At 73.6% G+C, this 26,195-nt stretch carries 19 protein-coding genes; 14 read left to right on the forward strand and 5 right to left on the reverse strand.

Annotation, left to right across the window (positions count from 1 at the left end):
- Window positions 1-164 precede the first annotated feature (164 nt).
- The 3 genes from ACFW9D_RS27130 (at window position 165) to ACFW9D_RS27140 (ending at window position 4,496) form a co-directional block, all read left to right on the forward strand.
- On the forward strand, window positions 165-1,163 hold the full coding sequence (locus ACFW9D_RS27130; protein ID WP_384625860.1) for a DUF2891 domain-containing protein: 999 nt from the start codon (window positions 165-167) through the stop codon (window positions 1,161-1,163).
- Window positions 1,164-1,455: 292 nt separating this feature from the next.
- On the forward strand, window positions 1,456-3,087 hold the full coding sequence (cimA, locus tag ACFW9D_RS27135; RefSeq protein ID WP_384625862.1) for a citramalate synthase: 1,632 nt from the start codon (window positions 1,456-1,458) through the stop codon (window positions 3,085-3,087).
- 71 nt (window positions 3,088-3,158) lie between these two features.
- Window positions 3,159-4,496, forward strand: coding sequence for a hypothetical protein (locus tag ACFW9D_RS27140; protein ID WP_384625865.1), 1,338 nt, complete (start codon window positions 3,159-3,161; stop codon window positions 4,494-4,496).
- Here ACFW9D_RS27140 and ACFW9D_RS27145 read toward each other — a convergent pair.
- From ACFW9D_RS27145 to ACFW9D_RS27155, 3 genes are all read right to left on the reverse strand, one after another.
- A complete protein-coding gene (locus ACFW9D_RS27145; protein ID WP_384625868.1) occupies window positions 4,389-6,122 on the reverse strand; it encodes a cytochrome bc complex cytochrome b subunit in 1,734 nt (577 codons plus the stop codon). The two genes, ACFW9D_RS27140 and ACFW9D_RS27145, sit on opposite strands and share 108 nt — an antisense overlap.
- An 84-nt stretch (window positions 6,123-6,206) precedes the next feature.
- Entirely contained in the window at window positions 6,207-6,671 is a 465-nt protein-coding gene (locus ACFW9D_RS27150; protein WP_384625870.1) for a GNAT family N-acetyltransferase, read from the reverse strand.
- A gap of 27 nt (window positions 6,672-6,698) precedes the next feature.
- Complete coding sequence (locus ACFW9D_RS27155) at window positions 6,699-8,066, reverse strand: oxidoreductase (RefSeq protein ID WP_384625873.1); 1,368 nt, start codon at window positions 8,064-8,066, stop codon at window positions 6,699-6,701.
- 258 nt (window positions 8,067-8,324) lie between these two features.
- On the opposite strand from ACFW9D_RS27155, the gene ACFW9D_RS27160 reads away from it, so the two are divergent.
- From ACFW9D_RS27160 to ACFW9D_RS27180, 5 genes are all read left to right on the forward strand, one after another.
- Window positions 8,325-8,459 carry a keywimysin-related RiPP gene (locus tag ACFW9D_RS27160; RefSeq protein WP_188336680.1) on the forward strand — a complete coding sequence of 45 codons (135 nt, stop codon included), beginning with the start codon at window positions 8,325-8,327 and terminating at the stop codon, window positions 8,457-8,459.
- A 59-nt stretch (window positions 8,460-8,518) separates the two neighbouring features.
- Entirely contained in the window at window positions 8,519-10,444 is a 1,926-nt protein-coding gene (locus tag ACFW9D_RS27165; RefSeq protein ID WP_384625876.1) for an asparagine synthase-related protein, read from the forward strand.
- A complete protein-coding gene (locus ACFW9D_RS27170; RefSeq protein WP_188336678.1) occupies window positions 10,441-10,692 on the forward strand; it encodes a lasso peptide biosynthesis PqqD family chaperone in 252 nt (83 codons plus the stop codon). Before ACFW9D_RS27165 ends, ACFW9D_RS27170 begins: the two co-directional genes overlap by 4 nt.
- Window positions 10,689-11,102: a lasso peptide biosynthesis B2 protein gene (locus tag ACFW9D_RS27175; RefSeq protein ID WP_384625879.1), complete on the forward strand. Its 414-nt coding sequence runs from the start codon at window positions 10,689-10,691 to the stop codon at window positions 11,100-11,102. Before ACFW9D_RS27170 ends, ACFW9D_RS27175 begins: the two co-directional genes overlap by 4 nt.
- 141 nt (window positions 11,103-11,243) lie before the next feature.
- Entirely contained in the window at window positions 11,244-13,016 is a 1,773-nt protein-coding gene (locus tag ACFW9D_RS27180) for an ABC transporter ATP-binding protein (protein ID WP_384625882.1), read from the forward strand.
- Between the two features lie 11 nt (window positions 13,017-13,027).
- Here ACFW9D_RS27180 and ACFW9D_RS27185 read toward each other — a convergent pair whose 3' ends face one another.
- Window positions 13,028-13,639, reverse strand: a complete 612-nt coding sequence (locus ACFW9D_RS27185) for a YceI family protein (protein ID WP_188336675.1) — start codon at window positions 13,637-13,639, stop codon at window positions 13,028-13,030.
- Window positions 13,640-13,926: 287 nt separating this feature from the next.
- On the opposite strand from ACFW9D_RS27185, the gene ACFW9D_RS27190 reads away from it, so the two are divergent.
- On the forward strand, window positions 13,927-17,763 hold the full coding sequence (locus tag ACFW9D_RS27190; protein ID WP_384625885.1) for an endo-alpha-N-acetylgalactosaminidase family protein: 3,837 nt from the start codon (window positions 13,927-13,929) through the stop codon (window positions 17,761-17,763).
- A 47-nt stretch (window positions 17,764-17,810) separates the two neighbouring features.
- Here ACFW9D_RS27190 and ACFW9D_RS27195 read toward each other — a convergent pair whose 3' ends face one another.
- Entirely contained in the window at window positions 17,811-18,107 is a 297-nt protein-coding gene (locus tag ACFW9D_RS27195) for a trypco2 family protein (RefSeq protein ID WP_188336673.1), read from the reverse strand.
- A gap of 87 nt (window positions 18,108-18,194) precedes the next feature.
- Between ACFW9D_RS27195 and ACFW9D_RS27200 the strand changes: the two genes are divergently transcribed.
- The 5 genes from ACFW9D_RS27200 to ACFW9D_RS27220 all read left to right on the forward strand — a co-directional run.
- A complete protein-coding gene (locus tag ACFW9D_RS27200; RefSeq protein ID WP_384625888.1) occupies window positions 18,195-19,514 on the forward strand; it encodes a serine protease in 1,320 nt (439 codons plus the stop codon).
- Window positions 19,511-21,808: a tetratricopeptide repeat protein gene (locus ACFW9D_RS27205; protein WP_384625891.1), complete on the forward strand. Its 2,298-nt coding sequence runs from the start codon at window positions 19,511-19,513 to the stop codon at window positions 21,806-21,808. The genes ACFW9D_RS27200 and ACFW9D_RS27205 overlap by 4 nt, the downstream gene beginning before the upstream one ends.
- Before the next feature lie 34 nt (window positions 21,809-21,842).
- Entirely contained in the window at window positions 21,843-23,312 is a 1,470-nt protein-coding gene (locus ACFW9D_RS27210; protein WP_384625894.1) for a hypothetical protein, read from the forward strand.
- Entirely contained in the window at window positions 23,309-25,654 is a 2,346-nt protein-coding gene (locus ACFW9D_RS27215; protein WP_384625896.1) for an extracellular solute-binding protein, read from the forward strand. The genes ACFW9D_RS27210 and ACFW9D_RS27215 overlap by 4 nt, the downstream gene beginning before the upstream one ends.
- Window positions 25,655-25,797: 143 nt before the next feature.
- On the forward strand, window positions 25,798-26,195 hold a 398-nt coding region (locus ACFW9D_RS27220; RefSeq protein WP_384625899.1), incomplete at its 3' end, for a carboxyl transferase domain-containing protein.

The raw sequence follows: 26,195 nt of genomic DNA on the forward strand, positions 1-26,195 counted from the left end.
GTTCCCCGCGCCCCTGGTGAGGCTGCGCCTCATCGGGGAAATGCGACCCGAAGGGTCTGCATTTCAGGGGCGCGGGGAACTGCGCGACCAGCCCCCACCGGGCCGCACCCGGCCATGAGACAACACCCCGCAGACGCGATTCCGTGACCCCGAGAGGACACCCCATGCTCACGCCGGAGGCAACCGCCCGGCTGGCCACCGCCAACATCACGCGCGAGTACCCCAACTTCCCGGCCCATCTGGTCGCGGCCCCCACGGAGGACACCACCCCCCGCACCCTCCACCCCGCCTTCTACGGCGCCTACGACTGGCACTCGGCCGTGCACATGCACTGGCTCCTCGTCCGCCTCCACACCAGGGACGAACTCCCCGCCGGCACCGACCTGAGCGTCCTCGACGCCCACCTGACCCCCGAGCACCTCCGGACCGAGGCCGACTACCTCCTCGCGCACCCCGGGTTCGAGCGCCCCTACGGCTGGGCCTGGCTGACCGCGCTCGCCGCCGAGTGCCGCGGCACCCGCTGGGCGGACGCGTTCGCCCCGGCCGTCACCGCCGTGGAGCGGCTCCTCACGGACTGGCTCGGCAAGGCCACGTACCCCGTGCGGCACGGCATCCACACCAACAGCGCGTTCTCGCTCGGCCTGATCCTCGACACCGGCGCGGCCGCGGGCCTCGCCGACGCCACCCTGGAGGCCGTACGGGACCGGCTGCGCGACTGGTTCGCCGGGGACCACGACGCGCCGGCCCACTGGGAGCCCTCGGGCCAGGACTTCCTGTCGCCCGCGCTGAGCGAGGCGGACGCGATGCGCCGGGTGCTCGGGCCCGCCGAGTTCGCCGCGTGGTTCGACCGGTTCCTGCCGGGGCTCGGCGCGGGCGCGCCCTGCCCGCTGCTCGACGTACCCGTGGTCTCCGACCCCACCGACCCGCACATCGGCCATCTGCTCGGCCTTGCCCTGTCCCGCGCCGCCGCCCTGCGCGGCATCGCGGCGGCGCTGCCCGAGGGGAAGGCCCGCGCCCGGCTCGCCGAGGCCGCCGACGCCCACCTCGCCGCGGGCCTGCCCGCCGTCGAGCGCGGCGACTTCGCGACGGACCACTGGCTGGCCACGTTCGCCGAACTGGCCAGGGACCGAAACGCCGAGACGTCTGAAAACCGGGACATCTGACCGCATCGTGAGACCACGGCCCGGGCCCGGCCGGGGCTGTGGCAGACTGCCGCCGTGCTCTCGTTCGCCATGATTATTGGCAGCAGGCGCGCCGGTCCGCAGTGACCGCCTCGTACGACCCGGTACGGGCGGACACCGTCGTCCTCGACCCGCGCGCAGACCTCTCGCACCCGCGAGAGGTTTTTCTGTTTCTGGCCCACACCCAGCCAGGCGGAGAGCGCGAGGGATCATAGATGGACGGTGGAGCCGGTCATTCCGGTAGACCGAGATCCCATACAGGAGCCAGATCAGCATGAGCAGCAGCCCGAGCGAACACGCCGGCGAGTCCGCCGGTGAACTCGACGATTCCTTCCACGTCTTCGACACGACGCTGCGCGACGGCGCGCAGCGCGAGGGCATCAACCTCACCGTCGCGGACAAGCTGACCATCGCGCGACACCTGGACGACTTCGGTGTGGGCTTCATCGAGGGCGGCTGGCCGGGTGCCAACCCGCGGGACACGGAGTTCTTCGCCCGCGCCCGGAAAGAGATCACGTTCAAGCACGCCCAGCTCGTCGCCTTCGGCTCCACCCGGCGCGCGAACGCCAAGGCGAGCGAGGACCCCCAGGTGCGGGCCCTCCTCGAGTCCGGCGCCCCGGTGATCACGCTCGTCGCCAAGTCGCACGACCGGCACGTCGAGCTGGCCCTGCGCACCACGCTGGAAGAGAACCTGGAGATGGTCCGCGACACCGTCTCCTACCTCGTCGAGCAGGGCCGCCGCGTCTTCGTCGACTGCGAGCACTTCTTCGACGGCTACCGCGCCAACGCCGAGTACGCCAAGTCCGTCGTACGGGTCGCCCACGAGGCCGGCGCGGCCGTCGTCGTCCTGTGCGACACCAACGGCGGCATGCTGCCCGCCCAGGTCCAGGCGATCACCCACACCGTCCTCGACGACACCGGCGCCCGCCTCGGCATCCACGCCCAGGACGACACCGGCTGCGCCGTCGCCAACACGCTGGCCGCCGTCGACGCCGGCGCCACCCACGTGCAGTGCACCGCCAACGGCTACGGCGAGCGGGTCGGCAACTCCAACCTCTTCCCGGTCGTCGCCGCCCTGGAGCTCAAGTACGGCAAGAAGGTCCTGCCCGAGGGCGCGCTGCGCGAGATGACCCGGATCTCGCACGCCATCGCCGAGGTCGTGAACCTCACCCCCTCCACGCACCAGCCCTACGTCGGCGTCTCCGCGTTCGCCCACAAGGCCGGGCTCCACGCCTCCGCGATCAAGGTCGACCCGGACCTCTACCAGCACATCGACCCCGAGCTGGTCGGCAACCGCATCCGCATGCTCGTCTCCGACATGGCCGGGCGCGCCTCCATCGAGCTCAAGGGCAAGGAGCTCGGCGTCGACATCTCCGACGACCGCGAGCTCGTCGGCCGCGTCGTCGAGCGCGTCAAGGAGCGCGAGCTCCAGGGCTACACGTACGAGGCCGCCGACGCCTCCTTCGAACTGCTGCTGCGCGAGGAGGCCGAGGGCCGGGCCCGCCGCTACTTCCGTGTCGAGTCCTGGCGCGCCATCGTCGAGGACCGCCCCGACGGCAGCCACGCCAACGAGGCGACCGTGAAGCTGTGGGCCAAGGGCGAGCGCATCGTCGCCACCGCCGAGGGCAACGGCCCGGTCAACGCCCTGGACCGCGCCCTGCGCGTCGGCCTGGAGCGCATCTACCCGCAGCTCGCCAAGCTGGAGCTCGTGGACTACAAGGTCCGCATCCTGGAGGGCAAGCACGGCACCGAGTCCACGACCCGCGTCCTGATCACCACCACGGACGGCGCCGGCGAGTGGTCCACGGTCGGCGTCGCCGACAACGTGATCGCCGCCTCGTGGGGCTCCCTGGAGGACGCGTACACGTACGGTCTGCTGCGCGCCGGCGTCGAGCCCGTCGAGTAGTCGCACCGGCTGTCGCACAGGCGTCGGGGCCTCAGCCCTCGCACGTGGCCCGATTGGGTTAGCGTCGAGGTATGAGGCCCTTCGCAGCGGCCCTCGCCGCCACCTTCCTCGCCCTCGGGGCGACGCTCGCCGTGGCGCCCACGGCGACCGCAGCGAGCGACGTCTCCACGGTGGCCGACGCCCTGGAGAAGGGGCCCGTCTACGTGGACCCGGCCGCCGCCGGCACCCTGAGCAAGGCCGACGTCGACCGGCTGACCACCCGGATCAAGGACGCCGACAAGCCGGTGATGGTGGCCGTGCTGCCCGCCGGCTTCCCGAAGCAGGACCTGTTCACGGACCTGCGCACGAAGACCGGGATCGTCGGCGTGTACGGGGTCCGGCTCGGCGGCGCCTTCGACGCCCGCGCCGACCACCAGGTCATGTCGAACCAGGCGGTACGGAACCTGACCGGGAGCGTGCAGGGCGAGCCGGTCGCCCGGCAGCTGGACGACTTCGTGGACGGCGCCGTCCGCACCGCCACCGGATCCGCGCCCGACTCCTGGGCCGCGGGCGGGGACGACGGGATGTCGGCCGGGGCCCTGATCGGCGTCGGCGCGGTCGTCGTGGCCGGCGGCGCGGGCGTCTACGCGGTGACCCGGCGCAACCGCAGGCGCCGCGAGCAGGAGCGCCGCGAGGCCCTGGACAAGCTCCGGGTCGTCGTCGACGAGGACATCACGGCCTTCGGCGAGGAACTGGACCGGCTCGACTTCCACCCGGCCGAGGCGGGCGCCGACGACGCGATGCGCGCCGACTACGAGCGCGGCCTGGACGCGTACGAGAAGGCCAAGCAGTTCATGGCCGCCGCCCAGCGCCCCGAGGACGTGCGCGCGGTGACCCAGACCCTGGAGGACGGCCGGTTCTCGCTCGCCCAGCTCGCCGCCCGCCGTGAGGGCCGCCCGCTGCCCGAGCGCCGCGTCCCCTGCTTCTTCGACCCGCGCCACGGCCCCTCCGTCACCGACGCCGAGTGGACCCCGCCCGGCGGCTCGCCCCGCGACGTCCCGGTCTGCGCCGCCGACGCGGCCCGTCTCGCCGACGGCGCCGAACCCCTGGTCCGCACCGTCGACGCGGGCACCGGCGAGCGCCGCCCCTACTACGACGCGGGCCCGGCCTACGGCCCCTGGGCCGGCGGCTACTTCGGCGGCGGCATGCTCCCCGGCCTCCTCGTCGGCACGATGCTCGGCTCGATGATGGCCAGCCCCGCCTACGCGGCCGACTACGGCTCCGGCTACGGCGACTTCGACCCGGCCGCCGGCGGCGACTACTCAGGAGCCGACTTCTCCTCCGGCGACTTCGGAGACTTCGGAGGCGGCGGCGACTTCGGGGGCGGCGGGGACTTCGGCGGGGGCGGCGACTTCGGCGGCGGCTTCTGAACCACCGGCCCGCGCATCCGCCTTCGGGATCTGCGACCCCGGTCCGTACATCCATCGCGACAGCGCCACCCGCACCCGTACGGCCCGACGCACCCGGCGTCGTACCCCCTGTTCGTCCTCGGCCGGAGGCGGCTCCAGCGGGGCGGGCTGGTCGTGGTGGGTCAGGCGGAAGCGTTCCGACGGGGAGAGCGGCTCGTGGAGTTCGACGTACTCGCCGTGCGGAAGGCGCCGGACGCGGCCGGTCTCGCGGCCGTGCTCGACCTTGTCGCGGTCGCGGCGCTGGAGTCCCAGGCAGATCCGCTTCGTGACGACGAAGGCGAGCACCGGGCCGGCGAGCAGGAGGACGCGCGCGGTCCAGGTGATGGCGTTCACCGAGAGGTGGAAGTGCGTGGCCCACAGGTCGTTGCCGCCGGCGGCGAGCGCCACCAGGAAGCCGGTCAGCCAGGCCACGCCCAGGCCCGTGCGGACCGGACGGTTCCGGGGCCGGTCCAGGAGATGGTGCTCGCGCCGGTCGCCGGTGATCCACGCCTCGAAGAACGGATAGGCCCCGATCAGGACCAGCCACAGCGGGAAGGCGAGCAGCGGGATCAGGATGCCGAGGACCAGTGTGTGACCGCCCACGGTGACCTCCCAGCCGGGCATCACCCGGACCAGGCCCTCCGCGAAGCCGAGGTACCAGTCGGGCTGCGCGCCCGTGGACACCTGGTCGGGTCGGTAGGGGCCGTACAACCAGACCGGGTTGACCGAGGCGACCGCCGCGATCAGCGCCACGACGCCGAACACGAGGAAGAAGAAGCCGCCCGCCTTCGCCACGTAGACGGGGAAGAACGGCTGGCCCACGACGTTCTGTTCGGTCTTTCCGGGGCCCGCGAACTGGGTGTGCTTGTGGTAGAAGACCAGGATCAGGTGGAGGACGACGAGCGCCGCCATGACGCCCGGCAGCAGCAGGACGTGGATCGAGTAGAAGCGGGCCACGATGTCGTGCCCGGGGAACTCGCCGCCGAAGAGGAAGAACGACAGATACGTGCCGACGACCGGCACGGACAGGGTCATCCCCTCGATGAGCCGCATCCCGGCGCCGGACAGCAGGTCGTCCGGCAGCGAGTAGCCGAGCAGTCCCTCGAACAGCGCGAGGAACAGCAGCAGCCAGCCGAACACCCAGTTGACCTCGCGCGGCTTGCGGAACGAGCCGGTGAAGAAGTGCCGCATCATGTGCACGAACATCGCCGCGACGAAGATCAGCGCCGCCCAGTGGTGGATCTGCCGGATCAGCAGCCCGCCCCGCACGTCGAAGCTGATGTCCAGGGTGGAGGAGTACGCCTCCGACATCCGGATGCCGTTCAGCGGCACGTAACTGCCGTGGTACTCCACCTCGTTCATGGACGGGTGGAAGAAGAGGGTCAGATAGACGCCGGTGAGGATCAGGACGACGAAGGTGTAGAGGCAGATCTCGCCCAGCATGAAGGACCAGTGGTCGGGAAAGATCTTCCGCAGGTACTTCCGCCCGAGGCCGTACACCCCGAGTCTGCCGTCCGCCCAGTCGGCGATCCGCTCGCCCGCCCCCGCGTCCCGGACGGTGTTCCTCGTCGTGCTCCCTGTCCTGCTCCCCGTAGTGCTCTCCGTCATGAAGCGCGCCTCCCGTGAGTGCTCACTACGGGGACCGGTGGCGGCCCCCGATTCGTGACATCACGGCGCGCTGTGTGACCCGGTTCACACGGTGGGCCGCCAGGTGTAGCGGACGTCGGGCTCCCGCTCCTCGTTGCGCGCGCCGTCCGTCCACTCGGCGGCCACGAAGCCGTGCCGCTCGTAGAAGCCCCGGGCCCGCGCGTTCACCTGGAACGTCCACAGGTCGAGCCCGTCCGGGCGCCGCTCCTTGGCCAGCGCGAGCAGCCGTCCGCCGAGCCCGCGCCCCTGCCGGTCCGGGTCCACGTACAGCTGGTCGAGCTCGCCGCCGTCGAGCACCAGCAGGCCCGTCACCGCGCCGTCCTCCTCGACGGCCACCCATGTCTCGTGATGTGGCACGACGACGTGCGTGAACCAGCCGCGCACCCCGTCGTCGTCGTGCGCGCGCCGCACGGTTGGCAGCGCGGCGGCGAAGGAGCGCAGCCAGACCTCGGCAGCGGGGAGCGCGTCGGCCGGTTCGGCGCGGCGCAGGGTCGTCGTCTCGGGGTGCAAGCGGGTCCTCCTGGTGGACATGCGGGTTCAGGTGCGATTGAGGGTGCGGGTCACGCCCGCGACGACGGCCGTGGTCAGGATCCAGCCGATCGCGATCATGCCGTACGCCAGGTTCTGCACCCAGGGCCGGTCCCAGTGCCACACGTCCCGCTGCCCCAGTCCGCCGACCGGGATCAGCAGGTCCAGTGCGTACGCGACGGGCTGGAACGGCGGGCCCTCGCCGGGCTTGTTCGGTACGGGGGTGTGGGCGCGGAAGACGAGGGAGCCGAGCAGGGTGAGCAGGGCCAGCCAGATCCCGGCCAGCCACGGGCGGTAGCCGTAGCCGACCGTGGCGTCGAGCAGCCCGCCCCAGATCCGTCCGGCGGGCGCCAGCGTCGCGCGCCGCCGCCGCTCCCGCACCAGCAGCACGCGGCGGGCCTCGTCCTCGTGGCCCAATCTCCGGTAGTGGGCGGCCAGTTGCTCGTACGGCTGCGGGACGTACTCCGGCTGGAGGTGCAGCCAGGTCAGGCGGTGGGCGCAGTCCTCGCGCTGAGTGGTCGCCGTCGGCTCCAGCCAGTCGTACGTGAGCCCGTCCAGGTACAGCGGGCCGAGCCAGGTGCGGGGGCGGTCCTGGAGGCGGGTCGCCCGTGCGTTGCGCAGGTTCACGGCGCCCGCCGCCGGCCGGGCCAGACGCAGGTCGAGCGCTTCCATCTGGGCGCCGACGCACATCAACGACGCGCCGGCGCCCAGGAGTTCGGCCTCGTGGAACGAGAGCAGGTCGTCGATGCGCGCCCCGCGCAGCCGGATCCGCCCGTCGGCGCGGAACCCCTGGTTCATGCGGACCGTCGACGCCCGCAGCGAGTCCCCGAGGAACGCGATCCCGTCCGGGTCCGGCATGACGATCCGCGCCCCGTGCATCCACAGGCCGCCGGGGATCTCGGCGCCGGGCAGCGCGATCCGCCCGTGCGCGAGGAACCCGTCCTCGCAGAACACCCCGCCCTGCATCACGAGCCCGCCCCCGTTCAGGGCGAGTCCCTCCGGCGACACGAGATGCGCGCGGTCGAGCCGCAGTCCGCCCGCGATGTGCGCGTGCACCAGGTTCACGGCGCCGCGCCGGTCGCCGCCGTCGATCGTGGATCCCCGCAGGTCGAGCCGGCCCGCGATCTGGGCCGTCGGCGCGTGGAAGCGCGGAAGCGTGCACTCCGTGACCGTGAACGCGAGGGTGCTCGCGCCCTCCAGCGTCAGCGGCCCCTCGAACCGGCACCCCTCGAAGCGGACGAGCCGCCTGATCTCCGCGCCGTCCAGCGCCAGGGCGCCCTCGACGAGGGCGCCGCTCAGTATGTAGGGCTCGGATCCCGCCTCCGGATCGAGGACGGCCCGCCGCACCTCGGCGGCGGTGATGATCGGTTCGGGCACGGGCCGCAGCATCCCATGTCCCGCCCCCTCGCACCCGGCGGTGGCGTGAACCTTCCGTCCGCGGGCCGGCGAAACGCCCCGACTTCCCGCCGCTCATCACCACAAGTCGGACTCCGTCGCGAAACGATCAGGTCATCTCTCTAAAGCGATCGCATTGAGTGCATGAATGCTCACGGGCTGGCAATGATCGTCGTGGCGTTCACACGCTGCACACCAATCACATCCGTTACACACACGAACGAGATGGAGGAACGGTCGATGGAGAAGAAGACCGAGATCGCGAAGAAGGGCTACGTCGCTCCGGCGATGGTCAAGCAGGGCGACTTCACCAAGGTGACCGCCGGCTACTTCGTCGGCCCCTACAAGGAGTGGATCGTCCGCCGCATCGTCTGACCCGCCGGTGTGACACCCCGCCGCCGACCGAGCAGGACCGCCGCCCAGGAGAGGTGAAGATGCCGCCCGCCCGCCCCGTACAGCCGCCCCACGCGCGCGACTGCTTCGTCGTCCTCCCGGACACCCCGGAGGGACAGGCGACGGCCGGGCGACTGACGGCGTCCGCCACCGCTCCCGGCGGCAGCCACGCACCGTCGGCGGACGACGACGTGGCCTGGCAGGTGTTCCCGTATCCCTCGGGCCGCCCCTGGGTCATCGTCCGCTCCCGGCTGCGTCGCGTCAGCGGCGCGGTGCGGGGAGCGGACGCCGTCCTCGTCATCGGCCCCGCCCCCGTCGAAGGACTCGCCGAGGAGCTCCGCGCGGGCCGCGACGGCGCGGGACTTCACCACCGCCTGGCCCGCCGCCTGCCCGGCGTGCACCACGTCATCTCCCGTACGGGGGACGAGACATGGGTGCGCGGCACCGCGTCCGGACTGCGCCGGATCCACGCGACCGACGGGCCCTTCCCGCTAGTCTCGGACCGGCCCGCCGTGCTCGCCCACCTCACCGGCGCCGGACTCGACGACACCGCGCTCGCCCTGCGCCTCCTCGACTTCCTGCCCCACCCGCTCAGCGCCCGGCCCGTCTGGCGCGGCCTCACCGAGATCGACCCCGCGCACGCCCTCGTGCTCCGCGCCGACGGCACCCGCGCCACCCGGCGCTGGTGGCACGCGCCGGAAGCCGAACTGCCCATGGCCGAAGGCGCCGCGCGCCTCGGTGACGCGCTCGACCGCTCCGTACGCGCCCATGTGTCCGGCCGCGCCCGCGTCAGCTGCGAACTCTCCGGCGGCTTCGACTCGACCTCTCTCGCGTTCCTCACCCGGCGCGCGGGACCGGCCCACCTGTCCCTGCTGACCGTCGCCTCCCGCGAGAGTCACGCCGAGGACGAGACCTGGGCCCTGCGCGCCGTCGAACTCGCCCGAGCCGAGCGGCCCGACGGCCTCTCCCACGAGATCGTCCCCGGTGACGAGGTGCCCCTCTTCTACGCGGGCGTCAGCGAACAACTCCCCGCCCCCGCCGCCCTCATGGGCGACGAGCCGCTGCCCGTCGCCCCCGCCCGGGCCCGCGCCCGGATGCTCCTCGGGCTCGCCGCGGCGCGCGGCTCCGAGTGCCACATCACCGGGTACGGCGGCGACGAACTGTTCATGGCGCTGCCGACGGTCGCCGGCGACCTGCTGCCCCGGCACCCGCTCGCCGCCTGGAACCGGATCGGCGCCGTACGCCACCAGCTGGGCTGGCCGCTCGCCGCGACCGCCCGCGCCCTCATCGGCCGCGGCTCCTTCCGCGCCTGGCTCGCCGACGCCGTCACCGACGACGTCCTGCCGACCTCCCGCACGCCCCAACTCACCTGGAGCGTGCGCCAGTCGCTGCCGCCCTGGCTCACCGACGACGCCCGCGACCTCGTCCGCGACGCCTTCCGCATTGCCGCCGCCGACGCCGAACCCCTCGCCCCGCGCCCCGGCCGCCACCTCGACCTCGACACCCTCCGCACGGGAGCCCGGCACTTCCAGGCCATGGAGGACTACGGGCTCGGCCTCGGGCTGCCCGTCGCCGCGCCCCTGTACGCCGACCACGTCGTCGAAGCCACCCTCGCCGTACGGCTCACCGACCGGATCGACCCCGCGCGCTACAAGCCGCTGCTCGCCGAGGCCGTGCGCGAGGCCGTGCCCGCTCCGCTGCTCGACCGCACCACCAAGGACCACATGAACAGCGACACCGTCCAGGGCCTGGTCCGGCACGCCGACGAGCTGCGCCGGCTGTGGGAGCCCGGCGCCTCGCGGCTCGCCGGACTCGGTCTCGTCGACCCGGCCCGGCTCGACGCGCTCGCCGCGGACCCGTACTCACCGCTGCACACCCGGTACTCGATCGACTCGACGGTCGCCTGCGAGATGTGGCTGCGCGCGACCGCGATCCCCTCCGCACACAGAGAGGCGCTCACCCCGTGAAACTCAGGGACGGCATCTCGGTCACCACGACCGACTTCGGGGGCGTGCTCCTCGACCAACGCTCGGGAACGTACTGGCAGTTGAACGAGTCCGGGACGCTCGTCGTCAGCGCGCTCGCCGAAGGACTCGGGGCGCCCGAGGTCGTCGACCGGCTCGTCGCGGAGTTCGACGTGGAGCGGGAGCGGGCCGAGGCGGACGTCGCCGCGCTGTCCCGGCAGCTCGTCGACGCGCGGATGGCGACGCCGTGAGCACCGAGATGACGATGCCCGGGGGAGGAGCGCGCGGGCTGCGGACCCGGGCCGTCGTCGGCGTCGCCCTGCTGGTGGCCCGGCTGCGGCCCGACCGCCTGCGCCGCGTCCTCACGTTCCTCAGCCGTGGGGCGCGGCCCGCGTCCCACGCCGCGGCGCTCGCCGCGTACGAGTCCGTCGTGACGACGAGCCGGCGGTGCGCGGGGTGGTACGGGTGCCTGCCGCGCTCGGTCGCCGTCGCCCTGCTGTGCCGTCTGTCGGGGACGTGGCCGGTGTGGCACGCGGGTGTCCGCGCGGCCCCGCCCTTCGCTCCGCACGCCTGGATCGAGGCCGAGGCCCGACTCGTCGGCGAGGCCGCGACCTTGGACGAGTACCGCCCCCTGATGTCGGTGGCCCCCAGCTCCCGCTGATCCCAGGGGGGCGCACGAAGTGCGCCTTCAGGGGCGCGGGGCCGCAACGATCAGCGGCTCCGCCGCGTGGGCGCGATCAGCCACGACGCACCGTCACCCACCCACGGACCAGAAGACCTATGGCGCGAGGAGACCGCAAACGTGCCCGCACCGTCCGCCCGCCTCCTCGCCTACGCCCGCCCCCACCTCCGCCCCCTCCTGACCGGAGGTCTCCTCGCGCTGGTCGGCGACGCCGCGGGCCTGGCCATCCCCCTGATGGCCAAGTACGCCGTCCAGGCCTTCGCGGAGGACCGGTCGGCGGCCCCCGCCCTGCTCCTGCTCACCCTGATCGTCGCGGCCGGCGCCGCACTGACCGCGACCGGCACGTACCTGATGGCCCGCACCGGCGAGAGCGTCGTGCTCGGAGCCAGGAAGCGCCTGGTCGCACGGATGCTGAGGCTCAAGGTCGCGGCCGTCGACCGGCTGACCCCCGGCGACCTCCTCACCCGGGCCACGAGCGACACGACCCTGCTGCGCACCGTCCTGTCCCGCAGCCTCGTCGAGTCCGCGACCGGCGCCCTCACCCTCCTCGGCACCGTGGTCTTCATGGGCGTCATGGACCTGGTGCTGCTCGGCGTGACCCTGCTCGTGCTGACCCTGATCGCGGCAGCGCTCGCGCTGCTGATGCCACGCATCCGCCGCGCGCAGACCCAGGCGCAGGAAGCGGTGGGGGAGATGGGGTCGGCGCTCGACCGGGCGTTGCAGTCGTTCCGCACGGTGAAGGCGAACGGCGCCGAGGAGCGCGAGGAGGCGGCCGTCACCGGGGCGGCCGGGCGGGCGTACGCCAAGGGCCTGACCGTGGCACGCTGGACCTCGGTGTCGGACGTGTCGACGCTGATGTCGGTGCAGCTCGCGTTCCTGTGCGTGATCGGCGTCGGCGGCGCCCGCGTCGCGTCGGGGGACCTGGACCTGTCGTCGCTGGTCGCGTTCCTGCTGTACCTGTTCTATCTCGTGGGCCCGCTCGGCCAGTTGGCGGAGGGCTGGGTCGGTCTGAACAGCGGTCTGGCGGCGCTCGGCCGCATCGCGGAGATCGAGGACCTGCCGGGCGAGACCACGACCGGCACCCGCCCCGCGGCGCACGCGGCCGTCAAGGCGCGCACCCGGCGCAAGGCGAAGCGCAAGGCCCGCGTCCCGCTGGACGTCACCTTCAAGGACGTGACCTTCGCCTACGACGAGGACCGCGCCCCCGCGCACGACGGCATCACCTTCCACGCCCCGGCCGGCGGCCTCACGGCTCTGGTCGGCCCGTCGGGCGCGGGCAAGTCGACGGTGTTCGCGCTCCTGGAACGGTTCTACGACCACGACGAGGGGACCCTCACGGTCGGCGGCCGCGACATCCGCGACTGGCCGCTCGGCACCCTGCGCGGCGCGCTCGGCTACGTGGAGCAGGACGCTCCCGTCCTCGCCGGCACCCTGCGCGACAATCTCCGCTACGCGGCCCAGGACGCGACGGAGGAAGAACTGGCGGACGCCGTGCGGCGCACGCGCCTCGGCGATCTCGTGGCCCGGCTCCCGGAAGGCCTGGACACAGCGGTGGGCCACCGGGGCGTGCTGCTCTCCGGCGGCGAGCGTCAGCGCGTGGCGATCGCGCGGGCCCTGCTGCGCCGCCCCCGGCTGCTGCTGCTCGACGAGGCGACCGCGAACCTGGACGCGGTCAACGAGCAGTACCTGCGGGAGGTCGTGCGCGACCTCGCCCCGGACACGACGGTCCTGGTGATCGCGCACCGGCTGTCCACGGTCGTGGACGCGGACCGGATCGTCGTCCTGGACGGCGGCCGGGTGCGGGCCCAGGGGACCCATGCCGAACTCGTCGAGAAGGACGCGTTGTACGGGGAGTTGGCGGCCACGCAACTCGTGGCCGCCTCAACTCACTGAAACCGCGGGACTCAGGCGTTCTTGATGGCCGAGATGTCGAAGTTCAGCTTGATCTTGTCCGAGACGAGGACGCCACCGGTCTCCAGCGCCGCGTTCCAGGTCAGACCCCACTCGGAGCGCAGGATCGTGGCCTTGCCCTCGAAGCCGACGCGCTCGTTGCCGAACGGGTCCTTCGCCACGCCGTTGAACTCGAGGTCGATGGTGAGCGGCTTGGTGGTGCCGAGGAGCGAGAGCTCGCCAGTGATGCGGTAGTCGTCGCCGCCCAGGGACTCGGCGGAGGTCGAGCGGAACGTCATCGTCGGGAACTCGTCCGTCTTGAAGAAGTCGGAGCTCTTCAGGTGACCGTCACGGTCAGCGTTGCCGGTCTCGATGCTCTCCATCTGCACGTCGAAGGAGGCCGTGGACTTGGACGGGTCCGAGCCGTCCAGGTGGAGCGAGCCCGTGAAGTCGGTGAAGCTGCCCTTCACGTTCGTCACCATGGCGTGGCGCGCGACGAAGCCCAGCGTGGTGTGGGACGGGTCGACCGTGTAGTCGCCGGTCAGCGCGGCGAGGTCCGGGCCGGCCGAGGTGGCGGCAGCGGCGGGGGTGGCGGTGGTCTCGTTCTTGCGGCCGAAGATGCCCATGACGTGCTCCTTGGGGACGGGGTGGCACGGTGATGCCGGAGTGGTTGTTGAAGGTTTAACTTTCAACGTGCTTCGACTGTAGCGCGATTAAGTTCAATGTTCAACATCAGGCGCAACGCATCCCTCCGATTACACCGCGTGAGGCTCCGGCGCGCGCGGCCGGACGCGCGTAGAACCGGGTATCGGCCCCCGGGCTTGGACTTACGGAAGCCAGTTGTTGGACTGCGGGCCCGCCCGGCGGCCCGCGCCGTTGACCCGCCTCCCGGTGCGCGGATACCCAAGGCCTCATGTCCCGAAGATCTCGCGCCACCCACGCCCTGGTCCTGGCGACGGCCCTGAGCATCGCCCTCGCGTCGCCGGCCCTGGCCGTCGAGCCGCCGGACGCGGCCCCCGCCGGCCTCGTCCTCACCTCCTCGCAGCTGCGGGTCACCGTGGCCGAGGACTTCCCCCGCGTCCTGTCCTACGAGAACGTGGCCGACGGATCCCGGCTGCTCGGCAGCACCCGGGCCGTCACCGAGGTCACCCTCAACGGCAAGGCCTATCCGGTGCGCCTCGCGGGCGCCCCGAAGACGGAGGGCGCGAGCGCCGCGTACACCCTGGAGTTCCCCGACCTGCCGGGCGTGCAGCTCGACGCCTCGCTCACGGTCGGCGGCCGGGCCACGACCTTCAAGGTCACCGCCGTGCGCGACACCGACGCCTTCCGCGTCGGCACCATCGACATCCCCGGCCACGACCTCGTCTCCGTGGGCAGCGCCGACGGCGGAGCCGCGACCGCCTTCACCAGGCTCGACCCCGACTCGACCCGCACCGCCGACGTCTTCGGCAAGGTCACCGACACCACCCCGGCCGAGACCGCCGCGTCCGGCGCCTCCTACGCCCTGGTCAACACGGGCAAGCTGGCCGCCGCCGTCGAGTCGAACTCCGCGTACGACAAGCCGAGCGGCGACGCGTTCGGCGACGACGCCCGCTTCTGGCACCAGGCCCGCAAGGAGAGCGACGGCACCACCCGTGTCGGCGTCTGGTCCGGGCAGTGGACCTACCGCGGCGCCGGAGCCCCGGCCCCCGCCACCGGCGAGAACCTGCCCTGGGCGAAGGTCGTCGTCACGCCCGACGCCAACGGCGACGGCACGGTCGACTGGCAGGACGGCGCCGTCGCCTTCCGTGGCATCGGCATCACGCCCCAGGGCGCGGACGCGACCGCGGACCGGGTCATCACCCACATCCCGTTCAACTTCGCGAGCCAGGCCCAGCACCCGTTCCTGCGCACACTCGACGACGTCAAGCGGATCGGGCTCGCCACCGACGACCTCGGCCAGTTCGCGATGCTCAAGGGCTACCAGTCCGAGGGGCACGACTCCGCCCACCCCGACTACGGCGGCAACACCAACAAGCGGGCCGGCGGCCTCAAGGACCTCAACACCCTGCTCAAGGCGGGCAAGAAGTACGGCGCCGAGTTCGGCGTCCACGTCAACGCCACCGAGGCCTACCCCGTCGCGCGGCACTTCGGCGACCAGCTGATCGACCCCAAGAAGCCCGGCTGGAACTGGCTCGACCAGAGCTACTACATCGACCAGCGCCGCGACATCAACAGCGGCGACCTCGCCGCCCGCTTCAAGCAGCTGCGCGACGAGACCGACAAGAACCTCACCACGGTCTACGTCGACGTCTACTACACGCACGGCTGGATCGCCGAGAAGACCGCCGAGGCCATCAACGGCCAGGGCTGGAACCTCGCCACCGAGTGGGCCGACAAGTTCGAGCGGCAGTCCGTCTGGTCCCACTGGGCCAACGACCTCGACTACGGCGGCGCCACCAACAAGGGCCTCAACTCGAAGATCATCCGGTTCATCCGCAACAGCGAGAAGGACGTCTGGAACAACGACCCGGTGCTCGGCCAGAGCGCCCTGGTCGACTTCGAGGGCTGGACCGGCGAGAACGACTGGAACGACTTCTACGCCAACGTCTGGCAGCGCGACCTGCCCGCCAAGTTCCTCCAGCACCAGAAGATCACCCGCTGGGACGGCAACGACATCACCTTCACCGGCGGACTGCGCGCCGCCGTCGAGGACGGCAGGCGCACCTTCTACGACCACGGCCGCAAGGTCCTCGACGGGGACCGCTACCTGCTGCCCTGGGCCGCGAAGGACGGCGGCACGAAGCTGTACCACTACAGCAAGCAGGGCGGCACCAGCACCTGGACCGTGCCCCGCGGCAGCTACACCGTCCACAAGCTCACCGACAACGGGCGCGTGAAGACCGGCACCGTCCGCACCGACGCCGACGGGAGGATCACGCTCGACGCCGAGGCCGGACAGCCGTACGTCCTCTACCCGGACGGCGCCACCCCTGCCGCCGGCGACCCCGCCTGGGGTGAGGGCACCGGCCTGAAGGACCCCGGCTTCAACGACGCGCGGCTCACCGGCTGGGACGAGGAAGGCGCCGTCACCCGCCACACCGACGACCACGGCCGCAACAGCGCCCGCCTCACCGGCAAGCCCGAGGCCGGCCTCGCCCAGCGCCTGACCGGCCTCGAACCCGGCAAGCGGTACACCGCCTCCGCCTGGATCGAGGTCGCCCCCGGCGCCGGCCGGCACACCACGCTCTCGATCGCGGGCGAGTCCGCGTCCGTGGACCGCTCCACGCTGCGCAACACCATGGCGGCCAGTGACTGGAGCGGCACGAACATGCAGCGGGTGAAGGTGAACTTCACGGCGCCCGCGAGCGGTTCGGCCGTCCTGAAGATCCACGCCGCGGCCGACGCCCAGGGCACCGCCGTCCGCGCCGACGACGTCCGCGTCGTCCGCAACGCGCCCGCCACACAGGTCGGCACCGTCGTCCACGAGGACTTCGAGGACGTCGACCAGGGCTGGGGCCCCTTCGACAAGGGCGACGCGGGCGGCACCACCGACCCGCGCACCCACATCGCCCAGAAGCACGCCCCGTACACCCAGGCCGGCTGGAACGGAAAGCTCGTCGACGACGTCATCGAGGGCGGCGAATCCCTCAAGTCCCACGAGGAGAACGACGGCGTCGTCTACCGCACCTCACCCGCGACCGTCCCCCTGAAGGACGGCCACACCTACAAGGTCGACTTCGCCTACCAGTCCAGCCACGCCGACGCCTACCAGTGGGTCAGCGGCTACGACCGCGGCGAGGACGCCGTCGAGACCGCCGCCGTCCCCCTCGCACAGCAGCGGACCACCGGCCGCTTCAGCACCACCGTCACCGCCGGCTGCGGCGACACCTGGACCGGCCTGCGCAAGCTGCCCTCGGCCCCCGACGGCGCCGACTTCGTCCTCGACGACTTCACCGTGACCGACCTCGGCCCGGCGAAGGAGCAGGCCGCTTGCGCCACGCTCGACCTCGCCGCGGCGGGAACCCTGGAGCCCGGACAGCCCAACAAGGTCACCGCCACCTTCACCAACTACGAGGCCGAGCAGATCCAGGGCGCGACCGTCACCCTCGGCCTGCCCGAGGGCTGGAAGGCCGAGCCCACCGGGCCCGTCGCCCTCGAGCCGGTGGCCCCCGGCGGGAAGACCACCGCCACCTGGCAGGTCACCCCGCCCGCCGATGCCCCGTACGAGCCCTACCGGCTGACCGCGAAGGCCGCGTACCAGGTCGCCGGCACCGACCGGGCGCTCGACGCGGTCGCCTCCGTACGGACCCTGCCGCCGCCGCCCACCACCGACACCTACGCCAGTGACCTCGACTGGACCAGTGCCGAGAACGGCTGGGGCCCGGTCGAGAAGGACCTGTCCAACGGTGAACAGGGCCAGGGCGACGGCACCCCGCTCAGGATCGGCGGCGTCACCTACGCGAAGGGACTCGGCACCCACGCCCCCGCCAAGGTCCGCTACTACCTCGGCGGACAGTGCGCCTCCCTCACCGCGCAGGTCGGTGTCGACGACGTGCAGACCACCCGCGGCACCGTGCAGTTCTCGGTCCTGGCCGACGGCACGGAGAAGGTGAAGTCGCCCGTCCTCAAGGCGAGCGACAGCGCCTGGTCGCTCACCGCCGACGTCAGCGGCGCCAAGTACGTCGACCTCGTCGTCGGGGACGGCGGCGACGGCAACGGCAACGACCACGCCGACTGGGGCGAGGCCCGCTTCCGCTGCGGAAGCTAAGCCCTCCCGGCGCGGGGGACCGGACGGCGGGACTTTGCGGACACGGCCTAGCGGCCCACCGTCCGCTCCCGGCCGTCCGGACCCGGCGCCGGCTTCAGATCCACCTGCACCCGGTGCACCGCGTCATGGCTCACGCCGCCGCCGAGCCGCGCCTCCACCACCCCGAGCTTCAGCGCCGCGCCCGCGTCCCCGGCCCGGTGGAACTGCACGGAGAACTCCACGCTCACCTGCCCCACCGTGAACTTCCAGTCGCTGCCCGCGCCCTCCCGCTGCGCCTGCGCGAGCTCCTTGCGCAGCGCCGCGATCGCCTGCGCGAGACCGATCGGCTCCGGCTGATCACTCATCAAGTCCGCCTTTCTGTACGGCACTTGGCTGATGAAGGCGTGTCACGAGTCTAGTGCGGACGCCCCCTGGTGCGTAGCGTGAAGACGATGGCTGAGTTGGCTGCGGACTGGCGGGTGCGCCTGCGGTCGGGGGACGCGGCGGGCGCCGTACTGGGCGCCGGGGTCCTCGTCGACGCGCGCACCGTGCTCACCTGCGCGCACGTCGTCACCCACCCGGGCGATGCGCTCTGGGCCGAATTCCCCGAGAACCCCGCCCTGCCCTCCGTCGCCGCCCGCGTCCTGGACGACGGCTGGGTGGACGACCGGCACACCGACCCCAGCCGCGACCTCGCCGTCCTGCGCCTGGACAGCCCGCGCCCCGAGGCCCGGCCCGCCCGGCTGTCCACCACGATCCCCGCCGGACTCCCCGTCCGGGCGACCGGCTACGCCGAGCGCTTCGACGACGGCATGACCCTCACCGGCTCCGTCGCCGGGCTGCGCGGCTCCCTCGTCCAGATCGACGCCCGCCACCGCAGAGAGGTCGTCCGCGAGGGGTTCAGCGGCGCCGGCGCCTGGACCGTGTCCCCGGACGGCGACCCCGTCGTCGTCGGCCTCGTCGTCAGCTGGCGCGGCGACCTCGACGAGCCGCTCCCCGAGGACAACATCCTCGCGTTCTCCTACCTCATCCCCGTCACGCGCATCGCCGAACTCGCGCCCCCCGTACGGGAACTGGCCGCGCCCGACGCCTGGGACCCCGCCTTCGACCGGCGCACCCGCGCCTGGCTGGGCGACCCCGGCGCCGCCCCCGTCAAGATCAGCGTCGTCGCCCGTGACGGCGGCCGCGCCCGCACCCTGCACCACCTCGCACACCTCGCCGACCTCGTGCACCGGCCCGCCGAGGCCTCCCGCGAACGGCTCGTCGAGCGGCTGCTCGGCCGCGCCCTCACCTTCGCCCCGGGACAGTGGCCCGCCACCCGCGCCTGGCTGCTCGGCGACGGCCCGGCCCCCGCCGCCCCACCCGAAGGGCACGCCCGGGTACTGCTCGTGGACGCCGTCGACGACGCCCACGACCCCGCCCGGCTCGCCCTGCTGCTCGGCCGGCTCGCCGCGTGCGGACTGCGGCTCCTGCTCGTCTTCCGTGACAGCGAGGCGCCGGGCTGGCCGGAGGTCCGCGACCACGTCCTCGAACCGGCCCTCCTCACCCACGCCGACCACCTCCTGACCCGAGCGAAAGAGAGGGAGGCCCGACTCGCCCGGGAGACCGGAGTCCTCGACCCGGCCTCGCTCCCGCACCACACCGCCACGGTCGAACCCCTGATCCTGCGCCGCCGCTCCCTCACGACGATCACCGACCCCGGAACCCGCCTGGCCGCCCTGCGCTCCCTGGTCACCGACCTCCAGTCGGCCCACCCGGGAGGCCCCGCATGAGCCCGCGCCCGTGCCCGCACCGGCGGCTCACCGGGGCCGGCTGTCCCGGGAGCGTGTGCGCCACCGGGTACTGCGGTCACTGCGGGCGCCGGCCCGACGCGCCTGCCCTGCCCTCCCTGGGTGCGCCCCCGTACGGCCCCGACGCGCTGCTACGGCTCCCCGTGCGCCGCCCGCGCTCGCCCGAGGAACGGCTCGCCGACGGCGCGCACATCGCCGAACAGGCCCAGCGCTGCCGCGCCCCCGACTGCGGCGCCACCATCCCCGTGCTCGACGGACGGCCCGACCGGCAGTACTGCCCGGAGTGCGGCACCGCACAGGCCATGCGGCCCGAGTTCGGCGCGGGCGACACCGTCGGCGGGCAGTACCTGATCAAGGGGCCGGTCGCGCGCGGCGGCCAGGGCTGGGTGTACCTCGCAGAGGACACCCACCTCGACGACCTCGTCGCCGTCAAGACCCTCCGCGACCGCTACGGCCAGGACAGCGCCGCCCTCGCCGACCTCGAACGCCGCACCCTCATCGCCACCCGGCACCCGAACATCGTGCAGATCCGCGACTTCCTGCCCTCCGAGGAACTCACCGGCGGCCACATCGTCATGGAGGACGTCGGCGACCACACCCTCCAGTCCGTCGTCGACGCCGTCCGCCGGGGCCGCGAGACCCTCGACATCGAACACGTCGCCGCCTACGGCATCCAGCTCCTCGGCGCCCTCGCCCACCTGCACGACCGGGACAGCTTCTACGGCGACATGAAGCCGTCGAACGTCGTCCACGTCGGCGACCGCGTCAAGGTCATCGACCTCGGCGGCGTCCGCGAGGCCGGCCGCACCGAACCGGCCCTGCACGTCACCCCAGGCTTCCACGCCCCCGAACTCGGCGGCGAACTCACCCTCGCCAACGACCTCCACACCGTCGGCGTGACCCTGCGCGTCCTCGCCGCCCAGGCCGTCCGCGACGACGTCCCCGGACTCGGCGCCACCTCCTTCGACGGCGTCGTCGCCCGCGCCACCCGGACCGTCGCCGAGGGCACCCGGTTCCGCGACGCCCGAGAAATGGCCGACCAACTGCGCGGCGCGCTCCGGGAGATCAGAGCCCTGCGCGGCAAGGCCGCCACCCCCGAACCGTCCGTCGCCTTCGACCCCTCGCCCGAGTGGCTCGGCGAACGGCTCGGCGACGTACCCACCACCGAGACCCTCGCCCGCCGCCGCCCCGGCCGCCCCCGCAGTGGCGCGCCACCCCTGCTCCACCCGCTCGACCCCGGCCGGCCCACCCCCGTCGAGATCGCGCGCCGGCTCCCCGTGCCCAAACGGTTCGTCGACGACAAGCGCACCCCGAACTTCGGCGTCAGCGGCGGCTACGCCCCCACCACCCGGCTCGGCCAGGACCCCGACAAGGAACGCTCCGCCGAGATCTGCCTGCACAACATCCGCGTCGCCCTCGGCACCGGCCCCGCCCCCGACCTCACGGGCGCCGAGGCCGACCTGGCCGAGGCCGAGGCCATCCCGGGCCCCGAGGACGTCCGCCGCTGGCGCCTCGAATGGCACCGCGGCCTCATCGCCCTCGCCCGCTTCGGCACCGACGGCCGCCACCCCGACCTCGCACTGGCCCGCGCCTCCTTCGAACGGGTCCGCGCCGACCTCCCCGGCGACTACGCCCCCAAACTCGCCCTCGCCTACGTCCACGAATGCGCCGCCCACACCGGCGGCCCGGATGCGGCCGCCGCCCGCGCCACCGCCCGCGACCTCTTCCACGCCGTCCACCTGCGCAACGCCGCGCACTGCGGCGCCGCCCTGGGCCTGGCCCGGCTCGCCCTCGACGCCCGCGACCGCGCCGGCGCCCTCGCCGCCCTGGACCGCGTCCCGCCCGGCACCCGGGGCCGCGCCCTCGCCCGGCGCGCCGCCACCCGCATCGGCGCCGCGTGCCTCGGCCCCGAACCCGGCGACCTGCCCGCCCCCGGAGCCGCCGCGGCCGTCCTCGCCGCCCAGGAGGCCGACCGCGCCCTCCCGCCCCAGGAACGCGAGCTCCACCTCTCCACCGGCGACGAACTGCGCCTGCGCATCGAGGTCACCGAATGGCAGCTCGCCGCGCTCCACCTCACCCACGGCGCCACCGGCGACCCCACGGCCCGCGCCCTCCTGCGCTCCTGGCGCCGCCCCGTACCGCCCACCCCCGCCCACGAGGTCCGCGCCCGACTGGCCGACGACTACCTCGAACTCGCGGCCGACACCCCCGACGAGGACCTCAGCGAATCCCTCGTCGAACACGCCCACGCCGTCCGCCCGCTGACCCTCCGATGACGCCGGCCGGCTCCCGACGACCCCCGAGGACCCGATGACACCCCCGGCCACCTCAGGACCGGCCAGGACCACCGACGGCGGGCCCGCGGCCCCGTACGACACGACGCTCGTCGTCCGCGTCGACGAGCCCGACCTCGTGCCCGATCGCCGCGTCCCCGGCGAACCGGCCACCCTGCGCGCCACCCTCCAGGTCACCGCCTCCGACGGCGCCGACGGGGACGCCGCGGATCCCCGCGCCCTCGCGGTGGCGCTGGCCCTCGACCTCGGCCAGGAACGGCGGCCCGAGCTGGTGCGGGCGGTGCGGGAGGCACTGCCCGCCCTGCCGGCCGGGGCCCGCTTCGCCGTACTGGCCGCGGGGCCCGGGCGCTACTACCCCGACGCCGGCCAAGGCGCCTGGGCCCCGGCCGACCGCGACCACCGCCGCGCCGCCGTCTTCGCCCTCGGCGCGGCCCCGCTCGCCCCGGCCGCGACGCCGCGCACCACCGGCTACGACGGCTGGCTCGCCGCAGCCCGCGAACTGTTCGCCGGCTGCGAGCGCCCCCTGCGGCGGCTGCTCCTCGTCACCGACGGGTCCGCCACCCGCGCCGACGCCCTCGATCGTGAACTCGACGCGTGCGGCGCGGAGTTCGGCTGCGAGGTCATCGCCGTCGGCGACCGCTGGGACTACCGCCCGCTGGACCGGATCGCCACCCGGCTGCGCGGCACCGCCGAGGCCGCGGGCCCGGACTTCGCGCCGACCCTGGCCGCCGCCGTACGCCGCGCCTGCCGCCGCGCCGTCCCCGAACTGCCCCTGGAGATCCGCACCCGGCCCGGCGTGGAGCTCGACTCCCTCGTGCAGTTCACCCCCGAACACCGCCGCCTCGACCCGCACCCGGCCCACCCCCACCACCACCGCTTCGCCGCCCTGCCCTGGGACCCGTCGGGCGCCCCCAGCGAGTTCCTGCTGACCCTGCGCGCCGACGACACCGCAGACGTGCTCGGCGAGGAACTCCAGTTCGCGACGGTCTCGCTCGGCGACCTGCACGCCGCCGTCACCGCCCGCTGGCTCGCCCCCGGCCCGCCGCCCGCCCGCACCGCCGCCCACACCCCCGAGGACACCACGGCCGACAGCCGCATCCTCGACTCACGCCACCGCATGGTCGACCACCTTCAGAAGGGCCTCGAAGCGCTCGACGCCGGACGCCGCACCGACGCCGAGGAACACCTCGGCCGGGCCGCCGCGGCCGCGCACCGGCTCGGCGAGGACTGGGTGCTCGACGAGATCCGCGCACACGCCCGGATCATCGACGCCGCCACCGGCCGGACCGAGGCCCGCCTCCCCGCCGACCCCCACCGCATCGGCGTCACCCTCCTGCACCTGAGCACCCGCTCCGCCGGCCGGGGCCCCCGCCGCCCCCACCCCGGCGGCGCCACTCCCACGGGCCCCTGCCCCGACCCGGCCTGCGCCGAGCCCGCGGTCCCCGGAGCCCGCTACTGCGTCCGCTGCGGAAGGCGACTGGCATGAGCGCGCTCGGCCGCACGATCGGTTCCGTCGTCCGCGCCCAGCGCGCCCTGAGCACTCGCCGGCTGCTCCACCGGCACCTGTGGCTGTTCCTCGTCTGCGCGATCGCCGGCGTCACCCTCCTCACCGCGGTCGCCGTGCCCGCCCTCGACGCGCGGGCCCGCCGGATGCGCGACGAGACCGCCCCCTCCGCGCAGGGCGCCGTCGCCGTCCGCCTCGCCGTGCTCCGCGCCGATCAGGAAGCCCGCCGGTCCATCGAGCTGGGCATCGCCCCGACGGTCGGCGCGGGGGAGGGCGCCGAGAGCCAGCTCGCCGCCGCGGACCAGGGCCTGACCCGGTTCGCCGACCACGCCGTCGGGGGAGTCGGACAGAACGTCTCCGCCGTCAACGGCATGCTCGTCACGTACGGCAACGCCGTCACCGCCGCCACCGTCACCTACCGCGACGACCCGCGGATGCGGTCGGAGAAGCTCGCCGAGGCCCGCGCCCTGCTGAAACGCCCCGACACCGGCATCCTCGCCCGCCTCGAACAGATCGCCCGCGACGAACAGAGCCGGGCCCGCCGGCTGGCCGAGCCCTCCTTCCCGCTCGTCGCCGCCTGGGCCGGAGCCCTCCTCGCCCTGGGCGCCGCGGCCGCCCTCGCCTTCAGCGCCGCCGCCGTCGTCCGGCGCCGCTGCGGCCGGGTGCTCGCCCCCGCGATCCTCGCCGGCGGCGCGGGCATCACCCTCCTCGCCGGGCTCTCTGCCGGACTCGCCGTCCACACCGCCCTTGCCCTGGACGGCACCCGCGACGACCTCGCCGGCACGCTGCGCACCGGCCTCGCCGCGGGCCTGGGCGACGCCTCCGGCGTCCTCGACACCGCCCAGAAGACCGTCGCGGGCGCCGGGACCCCCGCCCTGTCCGGCTCCGGCTGGTGGAACGTCGCGTACATCGTCCTCGGCGGCGCCGTCGTGTGCGCCACCGTCGCCGGCCTCGTCGTCCGGCTCGTCCAGGACTACCCGCGCCGCCCCGTCGACTGGACCTGGGCCCGCCGGATCGGCCGCGCCGCCACCCGCACCCGGCGCCGCCGCCGCGCCCTGGCCCTGGCCGCCGTACTGACCGTGGTGGCGCCCGTCGCCGTCCCCCTGGCCCTGCCCTCCGACCCGGTGGTCACCGTCCTCGGCACCTGGACCGGCCAGGAGGCCCAGCGCTTCCGCACCCTCATGGAGGACCACGGCATCAAGGTCGACTACGAGGGCACCCCCGCCCAGCGGGAGGTCCTGCTCGCCCGCGTGCAGGCGGGCGACCCGCCGGACATCGCGATCATGCCCGGCATCGGCGAGCTCGCCGGCTACGGCGCCGACCAGCTCCTCAAGCCCCTCGACGACGCCCTCGAAGGCATCGACCCGGAGCGGGACTACGCGGGGCCGTGGAAGCCGGCGGGAGGCAAGGGCGCCACGTACTGGTGGCCGGTCAACGCCAACCTCAAGAGCATCGTGTGGCGCACCCCCGGGCAGCGGGGCCCCGCCGCCGACCTCGCCTCCTGGTGCCTGGGCCTCGGCGAGGACGGCGCCGCGGGCTGGCCCGGCACCGACTGGATCGAGGACCTCCTGCTCCAGGACGCGGGCCCCGGCCCCTACACGCGATGGGCCCGCGGCACGGTCGACTGGACCGACCGGCACGGCCCCGTCCGGAACGCCTGGCGGCGCTGGGCCGACTTCCTCGCCACCGACCGGAAGCACGCCGCGGACGCCCTCACCACCGACTGGCGCGGCCCGGGCGCCCTGAAGAAGAACGGCGGGGACTTCCGCGAGGAGAAGCACTGCGCCTACGAACACCAGGGCTCCTTCGCCCGCGGCGAGGACGGCGCCACGATCGAGGACTCCGCCCGCCTGCTCCCCGGCGGCCCCCACCCCCGGCGCGGCTACGAGGTGTCCGGCGACTTCGCCGCCCTCTTCGACGACCGGGAACCGGCCCAGCGGGCCCTGCGCGTGCTGTTCTCCCAGGAGGTCCAGCAGGACTGGGCCGACGAGGGCACCATGTACTCGGCCATGACCCCGGTCATGGAGAAGATCGGCGGGCGGGAGGGCGAGGACGACACGGCCCGCGCCGTCTACCGCCGCTTCCGGCAGAACGACGTACCGCGCTGCCTCGACGCCTCGGACGTCATGCGGCCCATGCTGCGCGACGCCTTCCACGAAGCGGCCCTGAAGACCGTCGCCGCGGTCGCCGGCGACGGGAGTCTGTCCGAGGCGGAACTCGACGGCATCCTGAAAGGCGTGCAGAGCGTGCAGAACGCGGACACACCAACAGGCGACGGCGAATCGGTGAACAGGAAGCTCGTCGTCTGCAGCGGGGCTTTATAGGGTCCGTACAATGCCAGGGGGCCTCGCGCAGTCGATGACCGCCGGTTTTCGTCCACAACTGTCAGGGCTCACCAGGAAACGGCGCCGGAGACTGTACGGAGTCGACGGGCGGTTTTCCTTGGTGGGCTTCGTAAGGTCACTACATGACCGTTTTGGACGACACCGCCTCGAACCCCGGCGACGAGCCCACCGACGCGCGTGGGCGCGTGGCGGAGCTGCACGCGATCCGTGAGCAGGCTCTGGCCGGCCCGAGCGAGAAGGCGACCGAGGCGCAGCATGCCAAGGGGAAGCTGACGGCGCGGGAGCGGATCGGGCTGCTGCTGGACGAGGGTTCGTTCAACGAGGTCGAGCAGCTGCGCCGGCACCGGGCCGTGGGTTTCGGGCTTGAGGCGAAGAAGCCGTTCACGGACGGTGTGATCACCGGCTGGGGCACGGTCGAGGGCCGCACGGTGTTCGTGTACGCGCACGACTTCCGGATCTTCGGCGGTGCGCTGGGCGAGGCCCACGCGACGAAGATCCACAAGATCATGGACATGGCCAT

Source organism: Streptomyces sp. NPDC059524, from assembly GCF_042749255.1.
Lineage (GTDB): Bacteria > Actinomycetota > Actinomycetes > Streptomycetales > Streptomycetaceae > Streptomyces > Streptomyces xanthii.

What these genes read in the sequence shown, in the direction of transcription:
- ACFW9D_RS27130 (WP_384625860.1), top strand. Translation starts at nt 165, where the DNA reads ATGCTCACGCCGGAGGCAACCGCCCGGCTGGCCACCGCCAACATCACG.
- cimA (WP_384625862.1), top strand. Translation starts at nt 1,456, where the DNA reads ATGAGCAGCAGCCCGAGCGAACACGCCGGCGAGTCCGCCGGTGAACTC.
- ACFW9D_RS27140 (WP_384625865.1), top strand. Translation starts at nt 3,159, where the DNA reads ATGAGGCCCTTCGCAGCGGCCCTCGCCGCCACCTTCCTCGCCCTCGGG.
- ACFW9D_RS27145 (WP_384625868.1), bottom strand. Translation starts at nt 6,122, where the DNA reads ATGACGGAGAGCACTACGGGGAGCAGGACAGGGAGCACGACGAGGAAC.
- ACFW9D_RS27160 (WP_188336680.1), top strand. Translation starts at nt 8,325, where the DNA reads ATGGAGAAGAAGACCGAGATCGCGAAGAAGGGCTACGTCGCTCCGGCG.
- ACFW9D_RS27165 (WP_384625876.1), top strand. Translation starts at nt 8,519, where the DNA reads ATGCCGCCCGCCCGCCCCGTACAGCCGCCCCACGCGCGCGACTGCTTC.
- ACFW9D_RS27185 (WP_188336675.1), bottom strand. Translation starts at nt 13,639, where the DNA reads ATGGGCATCTTCGGCCGCAAGAACGAGACCACCGCCACCCCCGCCGCT.
- ACFW9D_RS27190 (WP_384625885.1), top strand. Translation starts at nt 13,927, where the DNA reads ATGTCCCGAAGATCTCGCGCCACCCACGCCCTGGTCCTGGCGACGGCC.
- ACFW9D_RS27195 (WP_188336673.1), bottom strand. Translation starts at nt 18,107, where the DNA reads ATGAGTGATCAGCCGGAGCCGATCGGTCTCGCGCAGGCGATCGCGGCG.
- ACFW9D_RS27200 (WP_384625888.1), top strand. Translation starts at nt 18,195, where the DNA reads ATGGCTGAGTTGGCTGCGGACTGGCGGGTGCGCCTGCGGTCGGGGGAC.
- ACFW9D_RS27205 (WP_384625891.1), top strand. Translation starts at nt 19,511, where the DNA reads ATGAGCCCGCGCCCGTGCCCGCACCGGCGGCTCACCGGGGCCGGCTGT.
- ACFW9D_RS27210 (WP_384625894.1), top strand. Translation starts at nt 21,843, where the DNA reads ATGACACCCCCGGCCACCTCAGGACCGGCCAGGACCACCGACGGCGGG.
- ACFW9D_RS27215 (WP_384625896.1), top strand. Translation starts at nt 23,309, where the DNA reads ATGAGCGCGCTCGGCCGCACGATCGGTTCCGTCGTCCGCGCCCAGCGC.